Source organism: Paenibacillus artemisiicola (assembly GCF_017652985.1).
In the GTDB taxonomy this organism is placed as follows: domain Bacteria; phylum Bacillota; class Bacilli; order Paenibacillales; family Paenibacillaceae; genus Paenibacillus_Z; species Paenibacillus_Z artemisiicola.
The window spans coordinates 80136-107060 of the sequence record NZ_JAGGDJ010000002.1 but is presented as its reverse complement, the minus strand read 5'-3'; the positions used below and the strand labels follow the sequence as shown (position 1 = coordinate 107060).

The 26925-nt window shown below is 65.2% G+C and carries 28 protein-coding genes and 2 other annotated features; of the genes, 6 read left to right on the top strand and 22 right to left on the bottom strand.

Going from position 1 to position 26925, the window contains the following annotated elements; translation table 11 throughout:
• Positions 1-32: 32 nt before the first annotated feature.
• The 8 genes from I8J29_RS03765 to I8J29_RS03730 all read right to left on the bottom strand — a co-directional run bounded on the left by I8J29_RS03765 (position 33) and on the right by I8J29_RS03730 (position 6999).
• Positions 33-1289, bottom strand: a complete 1257-nt coding sequence (locus tag I8J29_RS03765) for an MFS transporter (protein ID WP_208846340.1) — start codon at positions 1287-1289, stop codon at positions 33-35.
• A 93-nt stretch (positions 1290-1382) separates the two neighbouring features.
• Positions 1383-1883, bottom strand: a complete 501-nt coding sequence (locus I8J29_RS03760; protein ID WP_208846339.1) for a DUF4362 domain-containing protein — start codon at positions 1881-1883, stop codon at positions 1383-1385.
• Between the two features lie 100 nt (positions 1884-1983).
• Complete coding sequence (locus tag I8J29_RS03755; protein ID WP_208846338.1) at positions 1984-2271, bottom strand: hypothetical protein; 288 nt, start codon at positions 2269-2271, stop codon at positions 1984-1986.
• A 16-nt stretch (positions 2272-2287) separates the two neighbouring features.
• The gene (locus I8J29_RS03750) at positions 2288-3568 is read right to left on the bottom strand and encodes an ArsB/NhaD family transporter (RefSeq protein ID WP_208846337.1); all 1281 of its coding nucleotides are present in this window, start codon (positions 3566-3568) and stop codon (positions 2288-2290) included.
• A 245-nt stretch (positions 3569-3813) separates the two neighbouring features.
• Positions 3814-4338, bottom strand: coding sequence for a YhjD family protein (locus I8J29_RS03745; protein WP_208846336.1), 525 nt, complete (start codon positions 4336-4338; stop codon positions 3814-3816).
• Positions 4335-5591, bottom strand: coding sequence for a DNA polymerase IV (locus I8J29_RS03740; protein WP_208846335.1), 1257 nt, complete (start codon positions 5589-5591; stop codon positions 4335-4337). Before I8J29_RS03740 ends, I8J29_RS03745 begins: the two co-directional genes overlap by 4 nt.
• Positions 5592-5898: 307 nt before the next feature.
• The gene (locus tag I8J29_RS03735) at positions 5899-6651 is read right to left on the bottom strand and encodes an HAD family hydrolase (RefSeq protein ID WP_208846334.1); all 753 of its coding nucleotides are present in this window, start codon (positions 6649-6651) and stop codon (positions 5899-5901) included.
• A 33-nt stretch (positions 6652-6684) separates the two neighbouring features.
• The gene (locus tag I8J29_RS03730) at positions 6685-6999 is read right to left on the bottom strand and encodes a hypothetical protein (RefSeq protein ID WP_208846333.1); all 315 of its coding nucleotides are present in this window, start codon (positions 6997-6999) and stop codon (positions 6685-6687) included.
• A 241-nt stretch (positions 7000-7240) separates the two neighbouring features.
• On the opposite strand from I8J29_RS03730, the gene I8J29_RS03725 reads away from it, so the two are divergent.
• From I8J29_RS03725 to I8J29_RS03705, 5 genes are all read left to right on the top strand, one after another.
• On the top strand, positions 7241-8218 hold the full coding sequence (locus I8J29_RS03725; RefSeq protein ID WP_208846332.1) for an aldo/keto reductase: 978 nt from the start codon (positions 7241-7243) through the stop codon (positions 8216-8218).
• 249 nt (positions 8219-8467) lie between these two features.
• Positions 8468-9955 (top strand): spore germination protein, encoded by a 1488-nt coding sequence (locus I8J29_RS03720; RefSeq protein ID WP_240545883.1) that lies wholly within the window; start codon positions 8468-8470, stop codon positions 9953-9955.
• A 4-nt stretch (positions 9956-9959) separates the two neighbouring features.
• Positions 9960-11057 (top strand): Ger(x)C family spore germination protein, encoded by a 1098-nt coding sequence (locus I8J29_RS03715; RefSeq protein WP_208846331.1) that lies wholly within the window; start codon positions 9960-9962, stop codon positions 11055-11057.
• 7 nt (positions 11058-11064) lie between these two features.
• Entirely contained in the window at positions 11065-12186 is a 1122-nt protein-coding gene (locus I8J29_RS03710) for a GerAB/ArcD/ProY family transporter (protein ID WP_208846330.1), read from the top strand.
• A gap of 237 nt (positions 12187-12423) precedes the next feature.
• On the top strand, positions 12424-13143 hold the full coding sequence (locus tag I8J29_RS03705; RefSeq protein WP_208846329.1) for a YwaF family protein: 720 nt from the start codon (positions 12424-12426) through the stop codon (positions 13141-13143).
• 10 nt (positions 13144-13153) lie between these two features.
• Here the strand turns inward: I8J29_RS03705 and I8J29_RS03700 are convergent, their stop codons facing one another.
• The 4 genes from I8J29_RS03700 to I8J29_RS03685 form a co-directional block, all read right to left on the bottom strand.
• Entirely contained in the window at positions 13154-13660 is a 507-nt protein-coding gene (locus tag I8J29_RS03700; protein WP_208846328.1) for a DMT family transporter, read from the bottom strand.
• A gap of 11 nt (positions 13661-13671) precedes the next feature.
• Positions 13672-14370, bottom strand: coding sequence for a Crp/Fnr family transcriptional regulator (locus I8J29_RS03695; protein WP_208846327.1), 699 nt, complete (start codon positions 14368-14370; stop codon positions 13672-13674).
• A gap of 85 nt (positions 14371-14455) precedes the next feature.
• Positions 14456-14884, bottom strand: a complete 429-nt coding sequence (locus tag I8J29_RS03690; protein WP_208846326.1) for a DMT family transporter — start codon at positions 14882-14884, stop codon at positions 14456-14458.
• A gap of 486 nt (positions 14885-15370) precedes the next feature.
• Positions 15371-17050 carry a glutamine--tRNA ligase/YqeY domain fusion protein gene (locus tag I8J29_RS03685; protein WP_208846325.1) on the bottom strand — a complete coding sequence of 560 codons (1680 nt, stop codon included), beginning with the start codon at positions 17048-17050 and terminating at the stop codon, positions 15371-15373.
• 102 nt (positions 17051-17152) lie between these two features.
• Positions 17153-17410 (bottom strand) — a binding site (T-box leader).
• A gap of 199 nt (positions 17411-17609) precedes the next feature.
• Here I8J29_RS03685 and I8J29_RS03680 point away from each other — a divergent pair.
• Positions 17610-19241: an S-layer homology domain-containing protein gene (locus I8J29_RS03680; protein WP_208846324.1), complete on the top strand. Its 1632-nt coding sequence runs from the start codon at positions 17610-17612 to the stop codon at positions 19239-19241.
• Between the two features lie 82 nt (positions 19242-19323).
• On the opposite strand, the gene I8J29_RS03675 is transcribed toward I8J29_RS03680, so the two are convergent.
• The 10 genes from I8J29_RS03675 to I8J29_RS03630 all read right to left on the bottom strand — a co-directional run bounded on the left by I8J29_RS03675 (position 19324) and on the right by I8J29_RS03630 (position 26735).
• Positions 19324-19881 carry a TraR/DksA C4-type zinc finger protein gene (locus I8J29_RS03675; protein WP_208846323.1) on the bottom strand — a complete coding sequence of 186 codons (558 nt, stop codon included), beginning with the start codon at positions 19879-19881 and terminating at the stop codon, positions 19324-19326.
• Positions 19882-19969: 88 nt separating this feature from the next.
• Complete coding sequence (locus I8J29_RS03670) at positions 19970-20452, bottom strand: NUDIX hydrolase (RefSeq protein WP_208846322.1); 483 nt, start codon at positions 20450-20452, stop codon at positions 19970-19972.
• Between the two features lie 181 nt (positions 20453-20633).
• The gene (locus tag I8J29_RS03665) at positions 20634-21197 is read right to left on the bottom strand and encodes a peroxiredoxin (protein ID WP_208846321.1); all 564 of its coding nucleotides are present in this window, start codon (positions 21195-21197) and stop codon (positions 20634-20636) included.
• 46 nt (positions 21198-21243) lie between these two features.
• The gene (locus tag I8J29_RS03660; RefSeq protein WP_090637347.1) at positions 21244-21492 is read right to left on the bottom strand and encodes a glutaredoxin family protein; all 249 of its coding nucleotides are present in this window, start codon (positions 21490-21492) and stop codon (positions 21244-21246) included.
• Between the two features lie 27 nt (positions 21493-21519).
• Positions 21520-22464, bottom strand: coding sequence for a thioredoxin-disulfide reductase (gene trxB / locus I8J29_RS03655; RefSeq protein WP_208846320.1), 945 nt, complete (start codon positions 22462-22464; stop codon positions 21520-21522).
• Between the two features lie 326 nt (positions 22465-22790).
• Positions 22791-23507 (bottom strand): winged helix-turn-helix transcriptional regulator, encoded by a 717-nt coding sequence (locus I8J29_RS03650; protein WP_208846319.1) that lies wholly within the window; start codon positions 23505-23507, stop codon positions 22791-22793.
• Positions 23474-23878: a Fur family transcriptional regulator gene (locus tag I8J29_RS03645; RefSeq protein ID WP_090637351.1), complete on the bottom strand. Its 405-nt coding sequence runs from the start codon at positions 23876-23878 to the stop codon at positions 23474-23476. Before I8J29_RS03645 ends, I8J29_RS03650 begins: the two co-directional genes overlap by 34 nt.
• A gap of 82 nt (positions 23879-23960) precedes the next feature.
• Positions 23961-24704 (bottom strand): methyltransferase domain-containing protein, encoded by a 744-nt coding sequence (locus tag I8J29_RS03640; RefSeq protein ID WP_208846318.1) that lies wholly within the window; start codon positions 24702-24704, stop codon positions 23961-23963.
• Between the two features lie 75 nt (positions 24705-24779).
• Positions 24780-24994, bottom strand: a binding site (T-box leader).
• Positions 24995-25110: 116 nt separating this feature from the next.
• Positions 25111-25980, bottom strand: a complete 870-nt coding sequence (locus tag I8J29_RS03635) for an alpha/beta fold hydrolase (protein ID WP_208846317.1) — start codon at positions 25978-25980, stop codon at positions 25111-25113.
• 182 nt (positions 25981-26162) lie between these two features.
• Positions 26163-26735 (bottom strand): DNA-3-methyladenine glycosylase I, encoded by a 573-nt coding sequence (locus tag I8J29_RS03630; RefSeq protein ID WP_208846316.1) that lies wholly within the window; start codon positions 26733-26735, stop codon positions 26163-26165.
• Positions 26736-26925 lie beyond the last annotated feature (190 nt).

Sequence of the window (26925 nt, the reverse complement as noted above, 5' to 3'; positions counted from 1 at the left end):
GCTCCTTCCGTGCGGAATGGCTGCCGCCCCCGCTACGTCTGCCCCTCCGGCCGGCGGTCGAGCATGCCCTGCACGAACCAAGCGTACACGGCGTACCCGGCCAGCACGGCGGCAGCCGTCAGCAGGAACGGCAGCGAATAATGGTTGCCCGCCAAAATAATCCCCGCCCCGTACGAGGCGATGGTGTTGCCGACGCTGCGCGACACCGTCCGCAGCCCCGCGAACAGGTTGCGGTCCGCTTCGGCCACGGCCGACATGCACTCGCTGTCCGTCAAGTTGTTCAGCATCGTGAAGCCGGTGCCGCGCAGCAGCAGCAGCACGGCGAACGCGGCGGCCGGCATGGCCGCGGCCATCAGCGCCACGATCGCCGCGTTGTAGAGGAACAGGAAGACGAACGTCCGGCGGCTTCCCCACCGCTCCACGGCGTACGGCATGACGATCGAGCCGAGGAAGAAGAAGAAGCCGGACAGCGCGAGCAGGCCGGAAATCGTCCCGTCCGCCATCGCGTAGCGGAACTTCAGGATGACGTTCAGGAACGGGCTGAGCAGCCCGTACGCGAAGCCGGAGCTGAAGACGAGCAGCGACAGCGCCAGCAGGAACGCCGTCGCGCGCCGCTTCTTCGGCTTCGGCGCGGCAGGCGCCGCGGAAGCCGGGGAGGCCGTCTCGGCCCCCGCCGTGGCTTCCGCCCGGGCATGCGTGGACGGCAGCAGCAGGCCGCGCAGAATGCCCGAGAGCCCTAGGCAGGCGCCGGCCACGAAAAAGGCGTACTGGTAAACCGTCGTGTGGCCCGGCAGCCATTGCGGCAGATAGCCGCCGAGCCACGTGCCGACGCCGGTGAAGAACGTGAACATCGCGAACAGCAGCGAATAGGCGCTCGTCTCTTCCTTTTTGGTGCGGCAGTACTGGAAGATCAGCTGAATCTCGGAGTTCACGACCGCCGTGATGCCGAGCGACCAGATGAGCTGCGCCGCCGTGATCGCGGCCAGGCTCGTGGCGACGCCGAACAGCGCGAGCGCCAGGAAGGCGAGCAGCATGCCGGCGACGAGCATCGTTTTGCGGCCGATGCGCCTTACGGCGATGCCGGCGGGCAGGCTGGCGAGTCCGATCGTCAGCGCCCCGAGGGACGTGATGCGGCCGATGTCGTCATTGGAGAAGCCGAGGTCGAGCAGATGCAAATTAAGAATGAGGGCGAAGATGCCGGAGGCGATGCCGAATAAGCTCTCCGTCGCGATGAAACGCTTCACCCCCGGGGATAACTCGCGAACCAAATTGGCGGTGTACGTCCACATGATGATGGTGCCTTTCCTCTAGCTGCGTAATGTGCGTAATAGCGCGATGCGCGCGATGATTACGGCGTATACGCTTCATTGTACACGGCCGCGTCAGCCCGGTCCAAGTTCTTTTTCCGGAACCGCGAGCCTGAAAAAGCCGCCGGCCTCCCCGTCGCAGCCCTTGAGCGCGTACTGGACGATCCCGTCCTTGCCGGCTTGCCGGGCGATGCCGGCGCATGTCGCGGCCGGGCGGCCCAGGTCCTTGCCGAAGGCGTCCATCGCGTTGTCGTACGTAAAATGAATGCTCTGCCCGTCGTAAACCAGCTCGCTGAAGATCGGGTCGCCCTCGATCGTGTATTCCGTGACGCGCGCCTGCGCGGGTTCGTCCTTGCCCGATTCGACCCGCTCCGCGAACGCCAGCCACTTGTCCAGGTTGGCGTACCGTCCGTGCATGTTCACGACGTCGCCGTTCTTGGCGGCTTCCTCGGACGTGTAGGGCTTCGCCGGCTTCGGGAAGCCCGCGGCCGAGCCGCCGGCCCCGCCCCCGTCGCCGCGTCCGCAGCCCGCCAGCAGCGCGGCGGCCAGCAGCACGGCGGCCATCTTGTAGGTCATCTGCGTCTCCCCCTTCCGACTAATGGACGCGCCTGCGGGGATAAGGTTGCAAAAACGACTTCCAAATTAGGAATTATCAAGGATATTTTACCCTGACCGCCTAGGACTCCGTCCACGCCGCGCTCCGCAGCAGCCGATGCTTCATCAGCTGCAGGACGAAATCGGCGTAATAATCCGGCCGCACGATGGCGGCATAAACATGGTTCGGATACGCGTAGAACAGCACGTCGGTCAGCACGTCGTTATCCTCGAAGCAAGCCCTGACCGCCTTCAGCCTCGGCACGAGCGTCTCGGCATCGTCAAGCAGCTCGATCCGGAATTCGATGTCGTCGCCGTTCGGGCTTTCCTGAATGCGAATGCGCTTGTCGTCAAACTGGTACGTCAGCATTTGGCGTTCCTCCTCCTTACATTAAATACCGCGCGTAAATATAACCGGTCGCCAGCGCGACCGACAACAGCATCAGCGGGAACGCGACTTTCAAATACGCCATGAATCGGATCGGATGGCCTTCCTTGGCGGACAGGCCCGCCGCGATGAGATTGGCGCTCGCCCCGATCAGCGTGCCGTTGCCGCCCAGGCAAGCGCCGAGCGCGAGGCTCCACCAGAGCGGCTCCAGGTTGTCGAAGCCGCGCGCGCCCATTTCCTGTATGAGCGGAATCATCGTCGCGACGAACGGGATGTTGTCCAGGAACGCGGAGGCGATCGCGCTGAGCCAGAGGATCAGCATGGACGCCGCGGCGACGTTGCCGTCCGTGAGCTCGATCGCCTTGGCGGCCAGATCGGCCATGACGCCGGTCTCGACAAGCCCCGAAACGAGGACGAAGAGGCCCGCGAAGAAGAAGATCGTCGGCCATTCGATCTTCTTGAACGCTTCCTCCATCCGGTGCTCGCCCGTGAGCAGCAGCAGGAGGAAGGCGCCCGAGAGCGCGACGGCGGCGGATTCCAGGTGCAGCGCCTGGTGCAGGAAGAACCCCAGGATGGTCAAGCCCAGCACGGACAGACTCTTGACGAGCAGCTTGGCATCCGTGATGAGCTCGGATTGGTCCATGTCCATCAGGTTCCGCATCCGCTCGGGCGTCGTGCGCAGCTGCTTGCGGTACAGCAGCGCGAACAGCGGCACGTACGCCGCCATGACGATCGCCGCGATCGGGGCCAGGTTCGCGAGGAACGCCCCGAAGGTGAGCTCCTCCACCGCGCTGCCGATCATGATGTTGGGCGGATCGCCGATGAGCGTGGCCGTGCCGCCCACGTTGGAGGCCAGAATCTGCGTGATCAGCAGCGGAATCGGCGAGAAGCCGAGCTGCCGCGCGATGCTGAAGCTGATCGGCACCATCAGCAGAATCGTCGTCACGTTGTCGAGGAACGCGGAGGCGACCGCCGTCAGCAGCGCCAGCGCGATCATGATCGGGACGGGCCGGCCCTTCGCCTTCTTCGCGGCCCATACGGCCGCGTATGCGAACGCCCCCGTGTCGGCCGCGACGGCCACGATGATCATCATGCCGATCAGCAGGCCGAGCGTGTTGAAATCGATGTGGTGCAGCGCCGTCTCCTGATCGACGATGCCGAGCGCGATGACGAGCAGGCCGCCGATCATGGCGACGATGGTGCGGTGGATTTTCTCCGAAACGATAAGTGCGTAGGCGGCCGCGAAAATGCCGATCGCCCAAATGGCTTGTTGGTCCATGCCTTCCTCCCTCTAGCGGTTCTTCGCGTTTACCGGCTGCCTTCATTTATGCCCGAAAAAAGACAAAAAGAGCCCGTCGATGACAGGCTCCTCCGGTAACGCGTATGCGGTTATGTTCTACCCTATCCTACATGACGGACGTGCTCGTTGTAAAGCAAAACCGGGCCGCGCGGCAGTCCGTGCCCCGTAACCCCGGTCCGGCCGATGCGCCGGGAGCCCCGCTCGCCGAGCCGCCCCGCGCCCGCTCACCTCGGCTTGACCGGGCTCTCCTTCAGCAGCGCCGCCAGCTCCGACGTGTACCGGGCCAGCCGCACGCTGATCTCGGAGCGCATCACGTCGCGCGTCATGCCGAAGCGGTCCTCGTAGCCCCGGCAGTAGTAGCGGTGGTACACGACGAGATCGGACTGCTCCTCGTTCAGAATCCGGATGTTCCGCTTCTTCAGCTCCCGCCGCAGGCCGTACAGGTCCTGCGCGATCCGGTCCAAAATCTTCTGCCCCGCCATCAGGTACGCGCGCTTCAGCACCGTCGTCATATGCTCCACGTCGGCGATGCTCTTCTCCACCATCTTCTCCATATGCGGCAGCAGGATATAGTCGCGCAGCATGCCCCGCTCCTCCGTCGAAATGATGCCCCGCTCCCGGGGCGCCTGCGCGCGCGCGGCCGCGGCGCCTTGCCCGTTCTCTCCCGCTTCACCCTCGTCGTAGCGCTCCACGTGCTCGGTCAATAACATTTTGGATTTCCAGCGTTCGTTGCCGTCCAGCTTGCTCATTTGTAGTGTCCTCCAATTTGTTCCGCCCTTTCGCGCGCCACGCCGGCCTCCAGCAGCGACGAGGCGCGCATGATGGCCGTGCTTCCGTACCGTTCCTTGATGGCGTCGATCATCCGCTCCTTGCGATAGGCGCGGGCGCGGTCCTCGAACAGCGTCAGCTGAATGACGTTGTCGTCCGTCAGCTGCGACAAGGCGATGCTGAGCCGGCTCACCGGCAGCCCGTGCCAATGCTCCCGGAACAGCTTCAGCGCGGCGGCCGCCACCTCGTGGGTCAGGGACGTCGGCTGCGGCAGCGTCAGCTGCCGGCTGAACCAGGCGGAGCGGACGCCGTCGGTTTCCGCCGCGGCCACGGACACGACCGAGCCCAGGAACCGGTTGCGCCGCGTGCGCTGGCATACCTCCACGACCAGCTCCAGCAGCACGACCTCGATGTCCTTCAGCTCGCGGTACAGGTTCCAGCGCAAGGCTTTGCCGTGGCTGACCGACTTCAGCTGATGCCGGATGCCGGGCTCCACCGGGCTCGGGTCGATCCCCCGCGCGGTCTGCCAATAGTAGCCCGCCTGGATGTCGCTCTGCTTGCCCATCTCGCGCCGCATGCGCCGCTTGAATTCGCCGAAGTCCATCCGGGCGATGTCGCCGATGCTCGACAGGCCCATCCGGTTGAAATGCCGGGTCATCGCGGAGGCGACCATGAACATCTGGTGCACGGGCAGCGTCCAGAGCGTGGATTCCAGCTTGTCGTACGACAGCTCGAAGACGCCTTCGTCGGTCTTCTTCGCGTAATTGTCGGTCGCCATCTTGGCGAGAATCTTCGTCGGGCCGATGCCGACCCGCGACCAGACGCCGGTCGACTGGAGCACGTGCTGCTGAATGCGCGCGGCCAGCTCCTTCGGCGACCCGCCGAAGTAAGCGAGCGAGTCCGTCACGTCCAAAAACTGCTCGTCGATGCTGTACGGCTCCACGAGCTCCGTATACGATTCGAAAATACGGGTAATCAATAACGAGATCTGAATGTACGTCCCCATCCGGGGCCGGATGACGACGAGGTCCGGGCAGCGCGCCATCGCCTCCCCGACGCGCGACGCCGTCGTCACGCCGCGGGACTTGGCGACGGGGCAGGCCGCGAGCACGATGCCGTTCATCCGCGCGGGATCTCCGACGGCGACCGGCTTGTCGCGGTACTCCGGGTGCGCCGCTTTCTCCACGGAAGCGTAGAAGGACTGTCCGTCGATCAGAAAGATATGCCTCGACATCTATGAACCCCCCCAGGAACGCGAATATATGTTCGTATGCTCTTATTATATACCGAATACGCGTTCGCAATGCAAGGGAAAAATCTCCCTGTCCGTCCGAATTCCGCGCCTGCCCGCGCAGCGGAAAAAAGCGGCAGCCGCGCGCTCTCGCGCCCGCGGCCCCCGCCGTTCGGACAAGCGAAGCCGCGCGGCGCGCGTTCGACGGCGCTCGCGCGGCTTCGCTTGTCGTTTGCCGGCGAACGCCGTTCGCGCGTTCGCCTCTTCCCCGCTCGCTTCCGTCCGCTTCGTCCCTCGTCTCCGCCGTCCGTTACAGCAGCGCGAGCAGCTCGCCCAGCCGGTCGATCGTCCGCCCCGGTTCGGCCGCCATGCCGTCCGGCCACGAACGGCCGAGCCGCATCCAGACGGTCGCCATGCCGAAGCGGGCCGCTCCCTCCACGTCGTTCGCGGGATGGTCGCCCACGAACAGGCACTCCCCGGCGCGCAGCCCGAGGCCGTCGGCCGCCATCGCGAAGAGGCGCGGGTCCGGCTTTTTCGCGCCCGCCTCCTCCGACACGAGAATAAGGTCGAACGCGTCCCGGATGCCGAGCCGGTCGAGCTTGCCGTATTGGGTCGACGCCTTGCCGTTCGTGATCAGCCCGGTCCGGTACTTCGCCCGCGCCCGCGCGAGCACCTCCCGTGCCCCGTCCATCAGCGCGGCGCAGGGCAAGTAGGCGCCCCGATAAAACGCCGCCAGCTCGTCCGGGTCCGGCTTCCGCGCCCAGGGCAGCTCGTCCAGCAGCTCCGCGAACAGCGCCTCCCGCGGCTTGTAGCCGTCCATGTCCAGCTCCGCGACGCGCGCCCGCAGCGCCCGCGGGTCCTCCGCGTGCCCGAAATACCGCGCGACAAAGGCGTCCATGAAGCCGCCGAACATCCGCGTGCGGTCGAGCAGCGTGTTGTCGAGGTCGAACAGCACCGCCTTGATCCCGTTCGCCCCGAAGCTTCCCGGCGCGAAGCTTCCCGATTCGAGCCCTTCCGTCCCAAACGCTTCAATCGAATTGCCTTTCGGTTCGCGCTCTTCCATCCGCCATTCCTCCCGGGTCCTTTGCGAGTCCAATTATCCGTTCCGAATCTTCCGTTCAAGCATTCGCCGTCCCGGCCGCGCGACGCCCGCGCCGACGGGATGCTTCGCGCCGTCCAGGATGAACCAGCCGTCGCCCGCGGCGACGAAGCACAGCTCGAAATAATCGTGAATCTGCAGCGGCGTGAACCGGGCGGCGTCGGTCAGCCGGTCGATGTAGACGAGGTTCGGATACTCGCGGCTGGAGGGGAGCTCGTACCGCAGCTCGTCGGGGGCCAGCCGCAGCGTCGCGCGGGCCGACGGCCGGGCGATTTCGACGAACGCGGGCCGCGGGCCGTACGGCTCCTTCATGGCGCGCTCCCCGCCGCGTGCGAAATTCCATGGGCGGCCCCTCCTTCCCTGTTCCGGCCGGCGGCCGCTTCCTTATCACCAAAGAAGTTCGCCCTCCGCCCCGCGAGTCCTGCCGCCCGCGGCGCGGCGAATAATTAAGGCTTCCCGCATTGGGCTTGGAGCGGATTATCCGGTATGATGGAAGGAGTCGCCTCAGCCATGGACAGACACCTACAATCGCACGCAACGGGAGGAATGGAAGATGGAATACGCGCGTTTGGGCCGGACCGGCCTCGAAGTATCGAAAATTTGCCTCGGCTGCATGAGCTACGGCATGCCGGAGCGGGGTGCGCACACGTGGACGCTGGACGAGGAGAAGAGCCGGCCGTTCATTCGCAAGGCGCTCGAGCTCGGCATCAATTTCTTCGACACGGCCAACGTCTACTCGGACGGGACGAGCGAAGAGATCGTCGGCCGCGCCTTGAAGGACTTCGCCCGCCGCGAAGAGGTCGTCGTCGCCACGAAGGTGCACGGACGGATGCGCCCGGGCCCGAACGGCGCCGGCCTGTCCCGCAAGGCGATCCTGAGCGAGATCGACGACAGCCTGCGCCGCCTCGGCACGGACTACGTCGACCTGTACCAGATCCACCGCTGGGATCCGAACACGCCGATCGAGGAGACGATGGAGGCGCTGCATGACGTCGTCAAAGCCGGCAAGGCCCGCTACATCGGGGCGTCCTCCATGTTCGCCTGGCAGTTCCTGAAGGCGCAGCATACGGCCGAAACGAACGGCTGGACGAAATTCGTCAGCATGCAAAACCACCTGAACCTGCTCTACCGCGAGGAAGAGCGCGAAATGCTGCCGCTGTGCGAAGAGACCGGCGTCGGCGTCATCCCGTGGAGCCCGCTCGCGCGCGGCCGGCTGACGCGGGAATGGGACGAGGTCAGCGAGCGCTCGGAGACGGACCTCTTCGGCAAAACGCTGTACACCGCCGCCGTCGACGCCGACCGCGCGATCGTGGAGCGCGTCGGCGCGATCGCGGCCGAGCGGGGCGTGAACCGCGCCCAAGTCGGCCTCGCCTGGCTGCTGGCCAAATCCGCCGTCACCGCGCCGATCGTCGGCGCCACGAAGCCGCATCACCTGGACGACGCGGCCGCGGCGGTATCGCTGTCCCTGACGGCGGAGGAGATCCGGTCGCTGGAAGAACTGTACGTGCCGCATCCCGTGCGCGGCTTCTAAGACGAACGCGCGGCCCCGCCGGCCGAAGCCGCCGCGCGGCGGCCGGCCCGCAAGCGCGAGAAGGCCCCTCGATGACGCGAGGGGCCTTTTCGCGCTTGCTTTCGAACAACGCTCCCGTTACCCCGCGCTCCCCTTCTCGCGAGCTCCCGCCCGCCCGTTCGCGGTTTGCGCCGGCCTGCATAATTTTCGCGGCGAAGCCGAAAACTAGCGGTTGTTCCATCATTTAGCATGCCGCGAGGACGGATCATCATGACACAGACCCAGACCCATACGGAGGCGCTCGATGCGCTGCTCGCCGCGGCGCGGCGCTCGAGCGACTTCGCGTCCGGCACGCTCCCGTTCGCCGATCCGCCGATCGCGATCGCGTATTTCAAGACGCTGATCGATGACGAGCTGCTGCGCGAGCATCTGCTGGAGGCGCTCCAGACGCGGCTGCCCGCGCCATGCCGCAGCCTGGAGGAGATCGCGCGGGCGCTGCCGATCGACGGCATCGAGCTGACGGACGACGTCGGCGCGATCCAGCACAAGCTGTTCAAGGGCCACGTCCTGCTTCGGCTGGACGAGCGGGATCCGCGCTGCGCGCTCGTGCCGCTGGACAGCCGCAAGGGCATCCGGCAGAGCAACATTACGGAGAGCGAGTTCAGCGTCGTCGGGACGAACGTCGGCTTCATCGAGGATCTGGAGACGAACCTCCGCCTGATCCGGAGCCAGCTGAACGTGCCGAACCTCGTCGTGAAGGAGGTGTCCGTCGGCAGCGTGTCGCGCTCCCGGGTCGCTGTGCTTTACCTCGACGGCGCGGCCAACGAGGATCACGTCGCCCATATGCTGCACCGCCTGAACGCCGTCGATTTCGACGTGCTGTTCGACACCTCCCAGCTCGATCAGATCCTCTCGGACAACTCGCTGTCGCCGTTTCCCCTGTTCACGACGACCGAGCGCCGGGACCGCGCCGTGTTCGCGCTGCTGATGGGCCAGGTCGCCGTCGCGAGCGAAGGCTCCGCCTACTTCCTGCTCGGCCCGTCGACGCTGTTCGATTTCTTCCTGTCCACGGAAGACTATTTGCTCCCTTGGGTACTGGCCTCTTTCTTCCGCATCATCCGGGTGCTGGGCGTGATCTACTCCGTGTTCGCGTCGGCCATGTACGTCGCCATCGCGACGTTCCATTACGAGGTCGTGCCGAGCGATCTGCTGGGTCCGCTCATCAACTCGCGGAACAACATTCCTTTTCCTCCGGTCATGGAGGTGCTGTTCCTGGAAATCACGGTCGAGCTGCTGCGCGAAGCGGGCGCGAGGCTGCCCAAGCGGATCGGCCAGACGATCGGCGTCGTGGGCGGCGTCATTTTGGGACAAGCGGCGGTCGAAGCCGCGCTGACGAGCAATATTCTGATCATCATCGTGTCCTTGTCGGCGCTCGCGTCCTTCGTCACGCCCATCTACAAGATGTCGAACGCCATCCGGTTCATCCGCTTTCCGATCATTATGCTTGCCGCCGTCTGGGGAGGCCTCGGCATCCTCATGGGCTGCGGCTTCCTGCTCGTGCACCTGACGCGCCTGCGGTCGCTTGGCTCGCCGTACACCGCCCCCTTCTACCCGCTGCGGTTCAAGGATTGGAACGACAGCCTGGTGCGTTCCTCGTACCAGCGCCTGAACGGCAGGCCCGGCTACCTCAGGCCGCAAACGCAAATCCGGTACAAGCCCAAGCCGGTCAAGCGCGAAAACCGATTGGACAAGGAGTGACGCCATGGCTGCGGTCCCCCCGTTCCTCCGCACGGCCGCGGCCGTCGCGGCGGCCGTCCTGCTGAGCGCTTGCGGCAGCCGGCAGGTGATCGACAAAATCAATCTGGCGCAGACGGCCAGCTACGACTTGGCCGGCAGCCGGACCGAGACGGCCGTGCTGGTCGGCGACTACGCCAAGAAAGGCGAGACCCGGGCCGAGCTGCTGAGCACCGGGTCCACTACGCGCCTCGACATGATTCCGCGGCTGCAGGCCAAGTCCGGCAAGACGCTGCAGTACGGGCAGCTGCGGATGGTGGTCTTCGGCAAGGCCTTCGCTTCGCAGGGAATCGGCGACATCCTGGAAAATTTCTTCCGCGATCCCAAAGTATCGAGCCGGCTCCAGCTGGCCGTCGCCGACGGCGAGGCGTCGAAGCTGCTCGCGGCAGCGGGGAAGCGGCGCGACGCGTCGTACCTGCTGACGCTCGTCGAGGACAACATGAAGCACGGGAATCTGCCGCGCCTCGGCTTTCAGAAGACGCTGTTCGACTACTACGGGGAAGGCCGGGACATCGTCCTGCCCTATCTGACGACGGAGCGGGGCGAAATCGCGGTCGGCGGGGCGGCTTTGTTCAAAGGGGACGCTTACGCGGGGCGCGTGGACGCCAACGAGGCCTTCCTGCTGAAGCTGCTGGCGGGCAGCGCCCGCGACGGCAGCTATACCGCCGCCCTGCCGGGCGCCGCGGACCGCGACAGCCTGGTCATCCGGTGCCTGTCGTCCAAGACGAAGCTGCGTCTCCTGCAGCCGGGGCCCGTGCCGGCGATCCGGTTCGACGTCCGGCTGAACGTCCTGCTCCAGGAAGTGCCGCACGCGATGCGCGCGATGTCGGACCGGGAATTGGCGAAGCTCGAGGAAGAGCTGCGGCGCTTGCTCGAAGGGCGGATCGAAGCGTTCGCGACCGACTGCGCGAAGAAGGGACTGGACCCGCTCGGGCTCGGGGATTTCGCGCGAAGCCGCACGGAGACGTTCTACGCCGCGTATCCGTCCCTGAAGGCCGAAGCGAAGGTCGACCTCCGCATCGCGCAGACGGGCGTGGGCAAAATGGGGCATAGATTGGCGAGGTGATCGAAAAGTGAACGCGGAGACGAAAAGCGCGCGCTATACCGTGTCTTCCCTGCATCTGCTGAGCGTCCTGTACGTCAGCGCGGTCGACATCAGCCTCATGGGCTTCCAGCGCGAGGTCGCCGAGGGCGCGGGCCACGACGCCTGGGTCGCCGTCATCGCGGCGGGCATCGGCATCCATGCGGTGCTATGGCTGATGTACGGCACGGCATCTCGCCTGCCGCACGCGGACGCGACGCTCGCGGCGATCAACGTCCGCTGCTTCGGGCGGCTGCCGGGCGGCGCGCTGAACGGGCTGTTCATCGTATTCGCCCTGCTCGGCGCCTTCCTGACGTTTCGCTCGTACGTAGAAATTTGCAAAACCTGGATTTTCCCGTCGATGAATATTTGGCCGTTCAGCCTGCTCCTGCTCGTGCTGGTCTATTACGCGGTCAGCGGCGGCTTCCAGACCGTCGCGGGCTTCTGCTTGTGGGGGCTGCTGAGCGTTATGCTGTTCGTCGCGCCGTTCACCTTCATGCTGCTGCCGATGCTGCATCCCCAAAACCTGCTGCCGCCGTTCGACCATTCGCTCCCGCAATTTTGGGATTCGACGAAGGAGATGGCCGCCCAATACCTCGGCATCGAGGTGCTGCTGGTCGCGTATCCGTTCATTCAGCACCCCGCCAAGTCCCGGCGATGGGCCCACGCGGGCATGCTCCTGGCGACGGGCATGTTCATGCTGATGCTCCTCATCGCCTGCATGTACTTCAGCGGGGGGCAGCTGCTGGAAACCGTCTGGCCGACGCTGAACGCGATGTCCGTGCTGGAGATTCCGCTCATGCAGCGGCTGGAATACCTCATTCTCTCCATCTGGCTGCTGAAAATCGCGGCCAATATCTCGCTCGGCCTATGGGCCGCGTGCCACACGGCGAAGGTGGCGTTCCGGGCGAAGCCGCGCGTCATGCTCGTCCTGTCGCTGCTTCTGCTCGCGGCGCTTCAATGGTTCGTGAAGGACATGAACGACCTGAACGCTTTCCGGGCGGTCTACCACCGGGCCGGATTGGGCCTGCTGTTCGGGTTCGTTCCGCTCCTGTTCGCGCTCGCGCGGCTGCGCATCCGGGCGCCGCGCCCGGAGAGCGAAGCCGGCGCGTGACGACGCCTCCGCGCCTGCCCCGGGCAGGCGCGCGGCAGAAGCGCGCCGCGCAGGCGCCCGCCGCTTCGTTCGTGCCGGGCCTGCCGCCCGCTCGCGCAAGGCGCAGGCGCCGCGCGCGTACGTCCGTCCAAGGAAGCGCCTTGACCGGCCGCGCTTAAAGGAAATCGCGCGCCCCGCCGCGAATTCCCTTGGGAAGCCAAGCGTTCCAGGCCTTGGCCGACAAGGAGGTACTGTCCCATGCGCTCGTTTTTCGATCCGAACATCGGGTCCGCCGGGTTCGCCGCGTTCTCCGCTTCGCACGTCGCCGTGCTGGCCATACTGCTGCTGCTCGGCGCGCTGCTGTACCGCTGCCGCGCGGCCATCCGCGGCCGGGCGCCGCTCCGCGCGGCGGTCCGCTTCGGCCTGATCGCGGCGCTGGCCGTGCCCGAGGCGGCGCTCTTCCGGTGGTATGCCGCCGAAGGGCTCTGGGACGCGCGCTACACGCTGCCGCTCGAGCTGTGCAGCATCACGCAGCTGCTCGCCATCGCCATGCTCGCGGCGCGCAGCCGGCTGCTGTACGCCATCGTGTATTTCGCCGGCATCGGCGGCGCGCTCCAGGCGATGCTGACGCCGGACCTCGCGTATCCGTTCCCGCACTTCCGCTTCTTCCATTTCTTCGTCGTGCACATGGCGATCATTCTCGCGCCGCTGTATATGACGTGGATCGAGGGCTTCCGTCCCAATTGGAAGGACATCGGCGTCGCGATGCTGTTCCTGAACGTGCTCGTCGTGACGGTCGGACCGCTCGATTACTGGCTCGACGCCAATTACATGTTCCTCCGGCGCAAGCCGGAAGCCGCCTCGCTCCTCTCGGTGCTCGGCCCGTATCCGTATTACCTGATCGTCGAGGAAGCCATCGCGCTTGCGATCTTCGTCCTGCTGCTCCTCCCGTTCCTGCGCCGGGGCGACAAGTCCTAGCGCGGCCGTTTCAGGACGTTTTCGCCGGGACCTCTTCCCCACCGGCGCGGCGTCCTTGTTCCCGTTCGCGCGCGCGGACCGGGCTTCCGCCGAACTTGAACACGAGCACGCCCGCCGCGATGACGAGCACGCCGATCGCCTGCCGCGGCGTCACCGCCGCCCTCGCCAGCCCCATCCAGCCTTGCGCGTCCCACAGCAGGGAGAACGCCAGCTGCGCGGTCAGCGAGATCGCGACGGCATAAGTAGGGCCCAGCCGCCGGATGCCCTGCACGAGGCAGGTGACCACGCCGACGCCGAGCAGGCCGCTGAACCAGTACCACGGCTCCATGGAACGGAATTCGAACAGGCGGCCGCCTTCGGACAGCAGCCCGAGCGTCAGCGAAGCCGCGAAGCCGAGGCCGAGCACGAGCGCCGTCGTTGCCGCCCCGCCCGCGCGTTCGCTCACCTTGCTGTTGAAAATATTTTGCGCGCTCACGAGCGCGCCCGCGAGCAGCGCCCATAGCATTCCCGTCAGCATCCCGATCGCTCCTATTCGTAGATATTGCGTCCCGCCCGAGCCCGCAGGCCCGCCCGGTCCTTCACGGCGATGAACCCTCTGCCGCGTTCGATCAACCCTTCGTCCGCGAACTGCCCCAGCACGCGGTTCACGTGCCGGTAGCTCGTGCCGATCTGGTTCGCGGCATCCCGGAGCCCGGAGGTGCCGAGCCGTCCGCCGTCCGGCGCGTCCGGCTCCTCGAAGGTCACCGCGAGCAGATAGCTCGCGAGCCGCACCTCGACCGGATGCATCAAATTGAAGCTGAGCGAAAGCGACTTGGCGAAGAACTTCCGCGACACGATGTCGAGCAGAAACCGCAGCAGCGGCGCGTGGTCGCCGGCGTGCTGCCGCAGCCGCGCGTACGGCACCCCGATGACGAAGCCCGCCGAGACGGCCTCCACCGTGTTCAGGATCTCAGCGCCCTGCACGTATTCGATATCCCCGATCGCGTCGAGCGGCGTCTTGAAGCTGAGAATCAGCGTCTTCCCCTCTGCCGACGTCGTGTAGATCTTGATTTTCCCCTTCACCAGCACGTACAGCCACCCCGCCGGATCGCCCTGCCTGCACACGAACTCGCCCGGCTCGAACCGGTACAGCCCGATATACGGCAGCAGCGGCTCCGGGAACACGTGATCGAGGCCGTGCTCCCGTATATACCGCGCCAGCAGCTCGCCATCCTTCGCTTCCTTCATTTGCGCTTTGCCCTCCTTCTCATCGGACTTTCTGATACCACGTTCTTCCTGTAGTAAGGATCTTCCTGTCGCAGTCTCGTTATCCCTATTGCAGCCCCAAGATGGCCACGCCCGCGATCATGATGCCGATGCCGATCAGCTGCGGCGGCTTCATGCGCCGCTTCGGCACGCCGAACCAGCCCCGGCCGTCGATAACGAAGGTCAGCCCCAGCTGCGCGATCAGCAGCACGGACGTGGTCATCGTCGCGCCGTTATGGCGGATCGCCTGCACGCCGCTGAAAATGACGACCGCGCCGAACGCCCCGCCGATCAGATAGAGCGGCTTCACCCGCCTCAGTTCCCGCCAGCCGGCGTCCCGCGAGGCGAGCAGCATCGCCAGCGCCGCGACGAAGCCCGTCAGCTGGGTCAGCGCGGCCGCCTGCCACGTCCCGATGCCCGCGCTGATCCGCGCGTTCGCCACGCCCTGCAGCATGATGAAGAAGCCGCCCAGCACCGCGAATACGATTCCTTTCACTGCCTGTTCCCTCCCGCGCTTCATGTCTTCGTCTATTAAATAACGGCTGTCGGGGCGGCGGGAAGGACATATGTCCCAAACGGCGAAAAGCGTGGGCGGCAGCACGCGGACGCGGCACGCACGGCGGTCGGCCCGGTGGACGCGGACGCATCATGCACCGGCGGACGGCCGGGCGGGACGCGTCATGCACCGGCGGACGGCCGCGGGTGCGTGCCATAAGGACGCCGCGAAGACCAAGCTTCGCCCGCGTTCTCTCGAGCGGGCCTGGAATGGGCGCCCGCCCGCAGCCCGAAGAGGCCGCCGACTCGTCGTCGGCAGCCTCTTCCCCGCGCGCGGCGGCGGTTTGCCGGGGCGCGCGGCAGCTCCTTCGGCGCCCGGCGTCTATTCCCGCGCCTGCTCCCTTCGGACGCTCGGCGCGGCCGCGACGACGCGCCGATCCGCTGTCCGCGCCTTTGCCTCGCCTAACGCCGCTTGCAAGGCCCGCGCCTACCGCCGGTTCCATCCGTCCTTCAGCGGCACGATCCGGTTCAAGACGAGACGGCCCTCGGCGGGCTTCGGATCCGCGTAGAAGAATCCGTGACGGATCAATTGGAACCGGTCCTCCGGCCGGGCGTCCCGGGCTGCCGGCTCGAGCAGCGCGTCCTCCGCCGCGACGAGCGATTCCGGATCGAGTGCCTCCGCCCAGTCCGCGCCGCCGCCGTCCGTTTGCGGCAGCTCGCCTTCCCGCAGCAGCTTCCCGTACAGACGCACGTCGGCGCGGACGGCATGCTCCGCGGATACCCAGTGGATCGTCCCTTTGACCTTGCGTCCGGCGAAGCCCGTGCCGCTCTTCGTCTCCGGATCGTACGTGCAGCGCAGTTCCGCGATTTCTCCGGTGGCGGGATCGCGCACGACCTCCTCGCAGCGAATGAAATACGCGCCTTTCAGACGCACTTCCGCGCCGGGGCTGAGCCGGTGGAAGCCCTTCGGCGGCTCCTCCATGAAGTCGTCGCGCTCGATGTAGAGCGTCCGCGAGAACGGCACCTCCCGCTTGCCGAGCGCTTCGTTCTCGGCGTTGTTTTCGATCGGCAGCATCTCCGTCTCGCCCTCCGGATAGTTCGCAAGGACGACCTTGAGCGGGCGCAGCACCGCCATCATCGCGGGCACGCTCGCCTTCAAATCCTGCCGCAAACAGTGGTCGAGCAGCGAGATATCGACCGTGCTCAGCGTGCGGATGCCCCCGATCTCGCCGATGAAGCGGCGGATGCTCGACGGCGTGAAGCCGCGCCGGCGCAGGCCGCGCAGCGTCGGCAGCCGCGGATCGTCCCAGCCGTCCACGAAGCCGCCCTCCACCAGCTGCCGCAGAAACCGTTTGCTCGTCACCGCGCCCGTCAGGTTCAGCCGCCCGAATTCCCGCTGCCGCGGCGGCTCGGCGACGCCCAGCTCGCGCAGCACCCATTCGTAAAGCGGGCGGTGGTCCTTGAACTCGATGGAGCAGAGCGAATACGTGATGCCCTCGATCGCGTCCTGTATCGGATGGGCGAAGTCGTACATGGGGTAAATGCACCACGCCGTCCCGGTCCGGTAATGCTCGGCGTGCAGGATGCGGTAGAGCACCGGGTCGCGCAGGTTCATGTTGGGCGAGGCCATGTCGATCTTGGCGCGGAGCACCTTGGACGCCGCCGGATAGTCGCCGCGCTTCATGCCTTCGAACAGCGCCAGATTGTCCGCGACCGCGCGGTCCCGGTACGGGCTGTTCCGGCCGGGCTCCGTCAGCGTTCCGCGATAAGCCGCGACTTCCTCGGGGCCGAGGTCGCAGACGTAGGCCTTGCCCTTCTCGATAAGCGTGACCGCCGCCGCATGGATGCGTTCCGAATAATCGGAGCCGTAGTAAATATGATTTCCCGGGTCGTACCCGAGCCACTTGATGTCCTCGATAATCGCGCGGACGTACGCCATGTCTTCCTTGAGCGGGTTCGTGTCGTCGAAGCGCAGGTGGAAATCGCCGCCGTACCGCGCGGCGATGTCATGATTCGTCTGAATGGCGTACGCGCTCCCGATGTGGAGATAGCCGTTCGGCTCGGGCGGGAAGCGGGTACGCATCGGTCTTCCGAAAGGATGGGACGCGAGTTCCTCTTCGATCGATTCCGCCAAAAAATGTTTCGTTTCGGCATGTTCCTCTGTCATGGCAAGGCGCCTCCTCAACGCGTAATTGAGGCGGATGCATCCGAGCGCAGCCGGGCGGCATCCGCGAAAAACAAAAAAAATCCCACCTCCAAGACCGTCGGTCTTGGGGACGAAATTTTCGCGGTGCCACCCCAGATTCGTCAATGCGTCGCCGCATCAACCTCTTCGAGTACGGCGCTTGCGCGAGGCAAGGCGATACTCTAGCCCCGTAACGGGAGCGCCCGTCATGCCATCCCCGCTCGGGCGGTTCCGGCATGCCGCTCCGAGACTTGGTTCGCGGCGGGCGCCAGGCTCCCTCTCAGCTGCCGGAGCTCTCTGGACAAGCGCGTCGTCCGCTACTCTTCTCTTCATCGCGTTTGCGTTTGTGTTTCTAAGTGCTTCCAGCTTACCAAATCCCGCCGGCGGCTGTAAACCGGCAGGCGCGCGGATTTTCCGCAGGCGGGAATTTCCCAACAATTGAGGCTGGGTATTCCGCATCGAATCGCGTACGATTGAATCTTGAACGGCGCCATGCGCGGCGCCGAAATGCGACTACGATCGGAAAGCGAGACATGCGTCCATGAATGCCAACGGTTCCTTCGGTCATCCGTTTCTTGCTCTGATGCTTATTATCGGCATGACCTTCGGCTTTTATCCCCATGCGGCCGCGGCCGCGACGGCACCGGCCGCCCTGCCGTACGACGATATACGCGACAATTACGCCGCGTCAGCGATCGTGAACATGACGAAGCTCGGATTCGTGACCGGAACGGGCCCGCGCCGGTTCGAGCCGGACAAGGCGATCACCCGCGCCGAGTTCACGACGATGCTTGAGCGGCTGCTCGGCATTCGGCCGGTCTCCGCCGCCATCCCCGCGTTCGCCGACGTTCCGGTCTCCGCCTGGCATTACGGCTGGGTGCAGGCGGCGATTCAATTGAATCTCGTGCAGGGCGCTGCGCCGTCGCGCTTCGAGCCGAACCGGCCCGTCACCCGCGAAGAGGCGGCCGTCCTGCTCGCCCGCGCTGCGAAGCAGTCCCTGCCGCCGGCGTCTTCGGTGCCGGACGGCCTGTACGGGGACGAAGCGCGGATCGACGACTGGGCGCTGCCCGCCGTCTACCGGCTCTGGCAGCGGGATCTGATGGGCGGCGACGCCGGCGGCTTCCGCCCGCGGGACGCCATCACGCGGCAGGAAGCGGCCGTGCTGCTGAACCGGACGTGGACGCACGCCGATTGGGCCGCGGAGATCCAAGCCGCGGTGCCGTCCCCGATCCAGCTCGGCTGGCAGTACGACCAGACGACGCTGCAGTACGAGGCCCAAGTCGCGAAGTCCGAGGCGAATACGCTGTCGCCGCGCTGGTACTTCCTCGGCAAGACCGGCGCTCTCGAAGACGGCACGGACGCCGCGCTGGCGACGTGGGCCCATGCCCGCGGCAAACGCGTTTGGGCGATGGTCGGCAATCACTCCGACGCGGCCGCGACCCACGCCATGCTGGTGAGTCCGGGCAAGCGGCAAGCGTTCGTGCAGCAGCTCGCGGACCGCGTCCGGCTGCATGGCCTCGACGGGCTGAACCTCGATTTCGAGAACATGCTGCCCGAAGACCGGGACGTCTTCACGGCGTTCGTCGCGGCGCTGGAACAAGCGCTCGACGCCTCGAACGCCGCGGTATCCGTCAACGTCTCGCCCGATCTCGGCACGGACTGGACCGCCGTCTTCGACTACGCCGCGCTCGCGAACGCCGCCGATTACATCGTGCTCATGGGGTACGACGAGCATTGGGACGGCGATCCGATCGCGGGCTCGGTCGCTTCGTTCCCTTGGGTACGCCAGGGCTTGGCGACGCTACTGCGGGAGGCGCCCGCCGGCAGGGTCATCCTCGCGCTGCCGCTGTATACGCGCCAATGGACGCAAACCGGCGGCGGTTCCGCGACGTCCCTGGACATCGGGCTCCCGGAACAGAACGCCCTCGTCCGCGCGAAGAAGCTCGCGCCCCGCTGGGACGACGCGCTGGGGCAGTACTATGCCGAGTACGCCGACCGGACGCGGCTGAACCGCCTCTGGCTGGAGGACGGCCGTTCGCTGTCCCGCAAGATCGGGCTCGGCGCCGCGAACGCCGTCGCCGGATACGGCTATTGGTACATCGGCGGAGAGAGCCCCGATGTGTGGACGAGCGTCCGCAATGCCATCCGCTTCGACGCGTATACGTTCGCCTAATCGGCAAGCGGACGCGCTTCCGCGGCGGCGCAGCGCGCCGAAAAGGCGGCATCCGCACGATGCCGCCTTTTCGGGTACGCGTTCAATCGAGCGCGGGATCGTTCGCGCCGCGGTCCGTCCGAACCGTATCGCTGGCGTTGCCGTAGTCCTCCAGCGTCTTCCACGCGTCCGCGTCGTCGAACCGGCCGGCATTGGCCCGGCGGCCCGATCCGGCGCCGGACGGCGGCGCGGTCATGACGTCCTCTTCCGGCGGACGCGCCTCCGACAACGTATCGGACGCATGCGCCACGCAGCGTCTTGCGGCCGGCAGCGCTTCGAGGCGCTCGAAGGGGATCGGCTCGCCGCAGATCTCGCAGATCCCGTAACGGCCGGTCGCGATGCGATCCAGCGCGGCCTCGGTTTCCTCCAGCTGTCCGTCCAGCCGCTCATCGATCGCCATATCCCGTTCGCGCTCGAACGTCTCCGTGCCCAAGTCCCCGGGATGATTATCGTAAGCCGACAGCTCGCCCGTCGACGCCGTTTCCGACGCCGTGGCCGCGCCGTCCGCGTCTTCGCGTTCGAAGTGATCCTGCAGCTGCCGCCTCTCCTCCAGCAGCAATTGCTTCAATTCCTCTACTTGTCGTTCCGTTAGCGGGTTCATCGGCAGGTCTCCCCTTTCCGGCTTTGCAGGCAAGCCATACCTTCGTATACCCTCCGGCAGCGGATGATGACGCAAGCGGCGAAGCCGTTCACTCCGGATGCTTCAAGTAAAACAGCAGGCCCGCCCGATCGACGTCGGCAAATTGCAGCGGGTCTTGCGCCATCATGCGCCGAATCTCCTCGACCGCCACCCAGCGGGGCCGCAGCGTTTCGTCGCCCGCCTCGAGCAGCTCGCCCGCCGCCTTGCAGCGAAAATAAACGCCGACGGAATCGATCGGCCCTTTCGTCGTCTGATACGCCGCGAACGGACGAATGCACTCCACCTCGAAATCGGGATTGATGCCCGCGGTTTCGATCCGCGTCTCCTGGCCTTCGATTTCGACGAGATCGAGCCCCGTCTCTTCCTTGACTTCCCGAACGAGCGCGGCGACGAGCGATTCGAACGGCTCGATTCTCCCGCCCGGCAGCTCGACGCGCCGCGGCCCGCCGGGCTTGTTCCGCGTTTGGACGATAATCTCGGCGCGACCGCCGACGGTGCGCTCGATAATCGCGCGCGAATTGACGTAGAACATGCCTGAACCCCCTTTCCGTGTGGTATTCGGTTAAGAATTCCACTTAAGAATTCCACGCCCCGGCCTCGGGGTCCTTCCGTTCCCTACCCTTCCGTTCATCGCTGACCGTTCAAGCGCGAAAAAGACTCCGTCCCCGATAAGGGACGGAGTCTTCGGTATCGCAAGCGCCAATGCGCGGGTTTTAGCCCAGCGTTTTGTCGCCCGGTTTCCAGTTGACCGGGCACAGGCCGCCGGATTGCAGCGCCTGCAGCACGCGCAGCGTCTCGTCGACGCTCCGGCCGACGTTCATGTCCGTCACGACCTGGTAGCGCAGGATGCCTTCCGGATCGATGATGAACAGGCCGCGGTGCGCCGCGCCTTCTTCGCTCAGGATGCCGTAGGCGTGCGCCGTTTCCTTCGTGAAGTCGGACGCGATCGGGAAGCGGACCGGACCGATGCCGTTCTTGTCGACCGGCGTCTCGATCCAGGCGCGGTGCGTATAGACGCTGTCGACGGAAGCGCCGAGCACTTCGCAATCCAGGCTCTTGAACTGTTCGTACGCGTCGCTGAAGCCGACGATTTCCGTCGGGCAGACGAACGTGAAGTCGTACGGCCAGAAGAACAGCACGAGCCATTTGCCGCGGTAATCGGAGAGCGAGACGTTCTCCTCGAGCGTCTCGAGGTTCTTCGTGGAAGGCAGCGTGAACTCGGGCGCGGGCAGGCCGACTTTGGCGAACGGGTAAGCGACGGTTGGTTGCATGGTCATGGTTTAAAATCCTCCTGTGTATGTGAATGAATGGGTTGGCGACGGACTAGGCTTGCAGCTCGGCGACGGCGCGGTTCAGCTGCGTCTGGTTGAAGCCGAGAATTTTGGCTTCGCCGATGACGGTCACGGGCACGGAGCGCATGCCCGTATTCCACAGTTCTTCGGCGTACTTCTCGTCTTGGTCGATATTGCGCTCCTCATAGGCGACGCCGCGGTCGCTCAGGAACGATTTCACTTGCTTGCAGAAATTGCAGTGCGTGCTTGTATACACGATGACGGGATTGGCACCAGACATAGTTATTCCTCCTTAAGCGGATGTCATTCAAACGGCTGCGGCGGAGAACGCTTCGGACGCTTCCAGGAACCGTTCGGCGTCGAGCGCGGCCATGCAGCCCGTGCCGGCGGCGCTAATGGCTTGGCGGTACCGATTATCCTGGACGTCGCCGCACGCGAAGATGCCGGGAACGTTCGTTTCCGTGGTGCCGGGCTTCACGACCAGGTAGCCGTGATCGTCCGTCGTCAGCTGGCCGCCGAGAAATTTCGTGTTCGGCGTGTGGCCGATGGCGATGAAGACGCCGTCCGTCTCGAGCAGCTCTTCTTGGCCGGTCGCGTTGTTCAGCACTTTAAGTCCTTTCACGCCTTTGTCGTCCGCCACGACCTCGAGCGGCGTACGGCCGAGCGCCCAACTGATTTTGGCGTTGTCGCGCGCTCTCGCCTGCATGATTTTGGAGGCGCGGAGCTCTTCGCGGCGGTTGACCACGACGACTTCAGAGGCGAAGCGCGTCAGGAAGCTTGCTTCCTCCATGGCGGAGTCGCCGCCCCCGACCACGACGATTTTCTTGCCGCGGAAGAAGAAGCCGTCGCAGGTGGCGCAGGTGCTGACGCCGCGGCCGACGTTGTCGCGCTCGCCGGGAATGCCTAAGTATTTCGCCGAGGCGCCGGTCGAGATGATGAGCGTTTCGGCCTGCAGCTCGCCGAGCCCTTCCACCTTCAGCGTGAACGGCCGTTTCGACGCGTCGACCTCGGTCACCCAGCCGGTCTTGAACTCGGCGCCGAATCGTTCGGCCTGCTTCCGCATGTTGTCCATCAGCTCCGGCCCCATGATGCCGTCCGGGAAGCCCGGGAAATTCTCCACTTCGGTGGTCGTCGTCAGCTGGCCGCCCGGTTCGGGGCCTTCGATGACGAGGGGGTTCAGGTTCGCTCGCGCTAAGTAAATGGCGGCCGTCAATCCGGCCGGGCCGGTACCGACGATAATCGTTTTTCGCATACGGTTCCCTCCGTTTTTATATTTAGATTTAGTTTAATTATTGGGCACAAAAAAATCATACCATCCATGCGCGAGGCTTGCATGAAGGTATGATGAAGCGATCATGAAGGAACGATGAAGAGTCGATAAAGGTTCGATGAAGAGGCGTGCGGTCCGCGAATAGGACGCCGATTGCGGCTTATTCGAGCCGGCGAAAGCGGTCTATACCAGGCGGACATTCGCGGGGCGACGCCGTCACGGACAGCCGACGCAGATCGATGCCTTCGCGGACAGCCGCAGGGCGGCCTCCGTGTTGCCGAAGGCCGCCCTGCGAATGGCATGCGCGCTTACTCGCCGAGCCGGTAGCCGACGCCGCGAACGGTTGCGATATAGACCGGCCGCTTCGGGTCGTCGCCCAGCTTCTGCCGCAAGCTCTTGATGTGCACGTCGATCGAATTGCTTCCGCCGAAATAGCCGTCGCCCCAGATCGCCTCCATGATTTCCTGGCGGGACAGGACGCCGCCGTCCGACGTCAGCAGCACGCGCAGCAGGTCGAATTCGGTCTTCGTCAGGTCGATCTTCGCGCCGCGGTGGAGGACGATGATCCGCTTCAGGTCCATCTCCACGTCCTTGAAGCGCAGACGGTCGGCTGACGCGTCGGTCTGCGGCTTGCTCTGGCCCGCGAGAGCTTCGATCTTCGCGAGCGCCGTCTCGAGCGCCGACGGCCATGCCAGCGTGTGGCCCTCCGGCACGGGCTGCACCGTGCGGCTGCCGACCAAATAGAGGCAGTCGGCCGAGCCGGCCGCCTGCGCCGGGACGTCCTCCTCCGTGCCCCACGTGAGATCCACGACGACGAGGTCGTTTTGAAGCAGGGACAGCACCGATTCCTTGGCGCTGTGGAACATCAGCACGTCGTAGCAGCGGGCCATCAGCTCCGAGACGAGCCCCTGCAGCCGCGCGGGAAACGGGCTGATGACGACGATTCTTCGCGTCGTATCGCAGAACGCGCCGTCCGGAAAAGCATCCGCGTTCAATGCGTCGATAGGCTGGCCGACGTCCGACATTCCGCGCACACCCCTTTGAATAGAAATTGTTCTTCCGAAATCGCGTACCCGGTCTCTTCCTCGATCCGCCGAAGCCATTCCTTCGGCGAGACCGTCAGCACTTCGCTGACTTTCCCGCAGGATACGCAGACGATGTGCTGGTGATCTTCGGTCCGCGCGTCGTAGCGGCTGGCATCCTTCTCGAGCTTCAGCTCGCGGATGAGCCCCTGCTCGGTCAAATAGCGGAGCGAATTATATACGGTCGCGTAAGCGACGCTTTGGCCTTGGCTCTTCAGGCGGTCGATGATGTCCGAAGCGGTCGGATGGTCGTGCGAATGGGTCACGATATCCAGGATCAGCTTTCGGGGCGCGGTCAACGTTTGGCGGGACATCCGAATCCCCTCCTCGCAGTTTTTAGACTTAGTTTAAATTTAATCCTTCCGGCCGCATTCGTCAAGCTGACGTCGTAGCGGTTCAACCGCCCTTCTTCCGCCCGTCGTAGGCATACATCGTAATGCTGTAAAAGAACCGTCCGGCTTCGCCGAGCGCCTGCTGCTCCTGCAGGAAGGCGGCATAGTCCGCCTCCGTGACCAAGCCCCGCTTCGCCATCGCGCCGAAATCCATGGCGCGGTCGTAGCCGTAACGACCGGGCTCGAAGCGCGTATCCGTCAAGACGAAGGCGTCCACGGCGCCGTCGAACAATCCGCTCCCGTTCAGATGCTTCCACAACCGGCGGCCCATCCAGGCATCGCAGTCGTCCATCCATGCCTGCTGCCAGTCGCTGTATGCCTGCACGAGGCGGCGCACGCGGTCTTTGTCCGTGCCGTCGAACAGCTGGGTATCGAAGTCGAGATGCGCCATCACGGTTTGCCCGCCGGGCTTCAGCACGCGATGGATTTCGCGGAGCAGCGCCGCTTTATCGACGATGCATTCCAGCAGGTTGATGGAATACACCGCATCGAAGCAGCCGTCCTCGAACGGCAGGCCCGCGGAAATATCCATCGTCCGGAAGCGGAACCGCCCGTCGCCCGCCGCCGCCGCTTCGGCTTCCGCGATCGCGGCCGCGGACGCGTCCACGCCGTCGTAAGACGCGTCGCGAAGCCGTTCGCCAAGCGCAAGCAAGTCCCCGCCAGGTCCGCACCCCAAATCGAGGACGCGCATGCCTTCCCGCAGCTCGAGCTTCCCGAGCACGAACGTCTTCAAGTCCTTTTTCTCCATGTCGACCGCTCCCCTTCGCCTCTTCGGCCCGACTGAACCGGGCCGCCGGAAAACAAAAAAGCCCTCGTCTCTATGATTAGAGACGAGAGCCATGCTCCCGCGGTACCACTCTACGTGCCGATACGCTTCGGCCGCTCTCCGGAATAACGGCCCTTCGCCGGATTCGCCTACTTCGTTTCGGCGGATCATCTCCCGGGTGCGCTTCGTGTCCGCGCGTACGTGCCGGCTTCCACCGCCCCGGCTCGCTGCGACGTGCATCGCGGAACTACTCTCCCGTTCATGGATCTTCGAATATGAGCTGTCGATCGTACTTCCGACTAGGAACAGCCAGAAACTTATTCCAGTTATAACCCGGCGGCCGAAGCGCCGTCAAGCCCGACTCGCGCCGCATGCCGCGCCCGGCCGCCTAGAACCCGTACGCGCGCCCGAAAAACCGCTTGATCAGCGCCGCGACCGTCACGCTCGCCTCCTCGAGGAGGAAATGACCGCCGCACAGCAGATGCAGCTCCGCCCGAGGGAGCTCCCGCTTGTACGCGTAGGCGCCTTCGAGCGTAAAATTAAAATCGTTCCGGCCCCAGGCGATAATCATCGGCGGCTGGTAGACGCGCATATACCGCTGCCACTCCGGATACCGCGCGACGTTGGTACGGTAGTCGTAGCCGAGCGCCAGCTGGATGGCGGCGCTGCCCGGACGGTTCAAGAAGAATTGGTCCATGGAATAACCGTCCGGCCCGACGATCGCCGGCTGGCAGACGCCCTCTAAATACTGCCGCTTCGTGAACGGGAAGGTCAGCAGCCGCGCGAACGCCGCTATGTTCGCGGGACTCGGGTCCGCCCAGAGTGCCTTGAAAACATCGAACGGTTCCCCGAGCCCTTCGATGTTCGCGACGGCGTTCTGGACGACGAACCCGAGAATGCGCTCCGGCCGGCGAACCGCGATCCGAAAGCCGACCGGGCCCCCGTAGTCGTGCACGTACAAGATATAGCGCGGGATGCCCAGCGCTTCGAGAAACCGTTCGACGACGAGCGACAGCCGCTCGAACGTGTAACCGAACGTTTCCGCCGGTGGCATGGCGCTGTTCCCGAAGCCGGGATAATCGGGCGCGATGACGCGATACCGGTCCGCGAGCAGCGGAATCAAGCCGCGGAACATATGGGAGGAACTCGGGAACCCGTGAAGCAGGACGATCGCGGGACGGCCGGGATGGCCCGCTTCGCGGTAGAACACGTCGACGCCTTCGACGTTCAAGGTTCGGCAATGCACGGGAATCGGCATGGATGGCGATCTCCATTCCAAAGAAAATGGTTTACCTTAGAATGGTATGTGGCGCCGCCCCCGCCCAGTCCAACGCGATTTCCGGGCGCAAGCGCGAACTCGCGGCCAACCGCGGCGAACCCGGCGAGAACCCGGACATGCGTCCCGTGGCGCTCGGACCGAACGTCCCGATCGCCCGTCCCTTAGGACGGCCGAACGCCCGCATGGTGAAAATCGCAGTCCCGCGTATGGTCGTCGACCATCCCGGACGCCTGCATCAGGGCGTAGCAGATCGTCGATCCGACGAACTTGAAGCCGCGCTTCTTCAACTCCTTGCTGAGCGCGTCGGACTGCGGCGTCGTCGCCGGCACCTCGGCGGCGGAGCGCCGGTCGTTCCGGATCGGCGCCCCGCCGACGAACCGCCAGATATAGGCGTCGAAGCTGCCGAACTCCGCCTGCACCTGCAGGAAGCACCGGGCGTTCTCGACCGCCGACCGAATCTTCAGCCGGTTCCGGATGATGCCTTCGTCGGCCGCCAAGGCTTCCAGCTTGTCGTCGTCGTACGCCGCCACCAGGACCGGATCGAAGCCGTCGAACGCCCGCCGGTACCCTTCGCGCTTCTTCAGCACGGTGTACCAGCTGAGGCCGGCCTGCGCCCCCTCCAGCGACAGCAGCTCGAACCACTTCTTGTCGTCATGGACGGGAACGCCCCATTCGAAATCATGGTAATGCTGATACAGCGGGTCTTCGTTGACCCAAGCGCATCGTCTCGGCATCGCTCGTCCAGCTTCCTTTCGGCATGTTTTCGATCGTGATTGCTTCCCTAATCCTAGCACAAAGAGAACGTATGTTCCACTATTTTTTTCTGCTCCCCCTCAACGTCGCCGCAGCGCCGAAAACGGCCGTCCGGCCGCATCGAAAGCGATGCGCCCGAATGGCCGTTCCGGCGAGCCGAGCGCGAGCCCG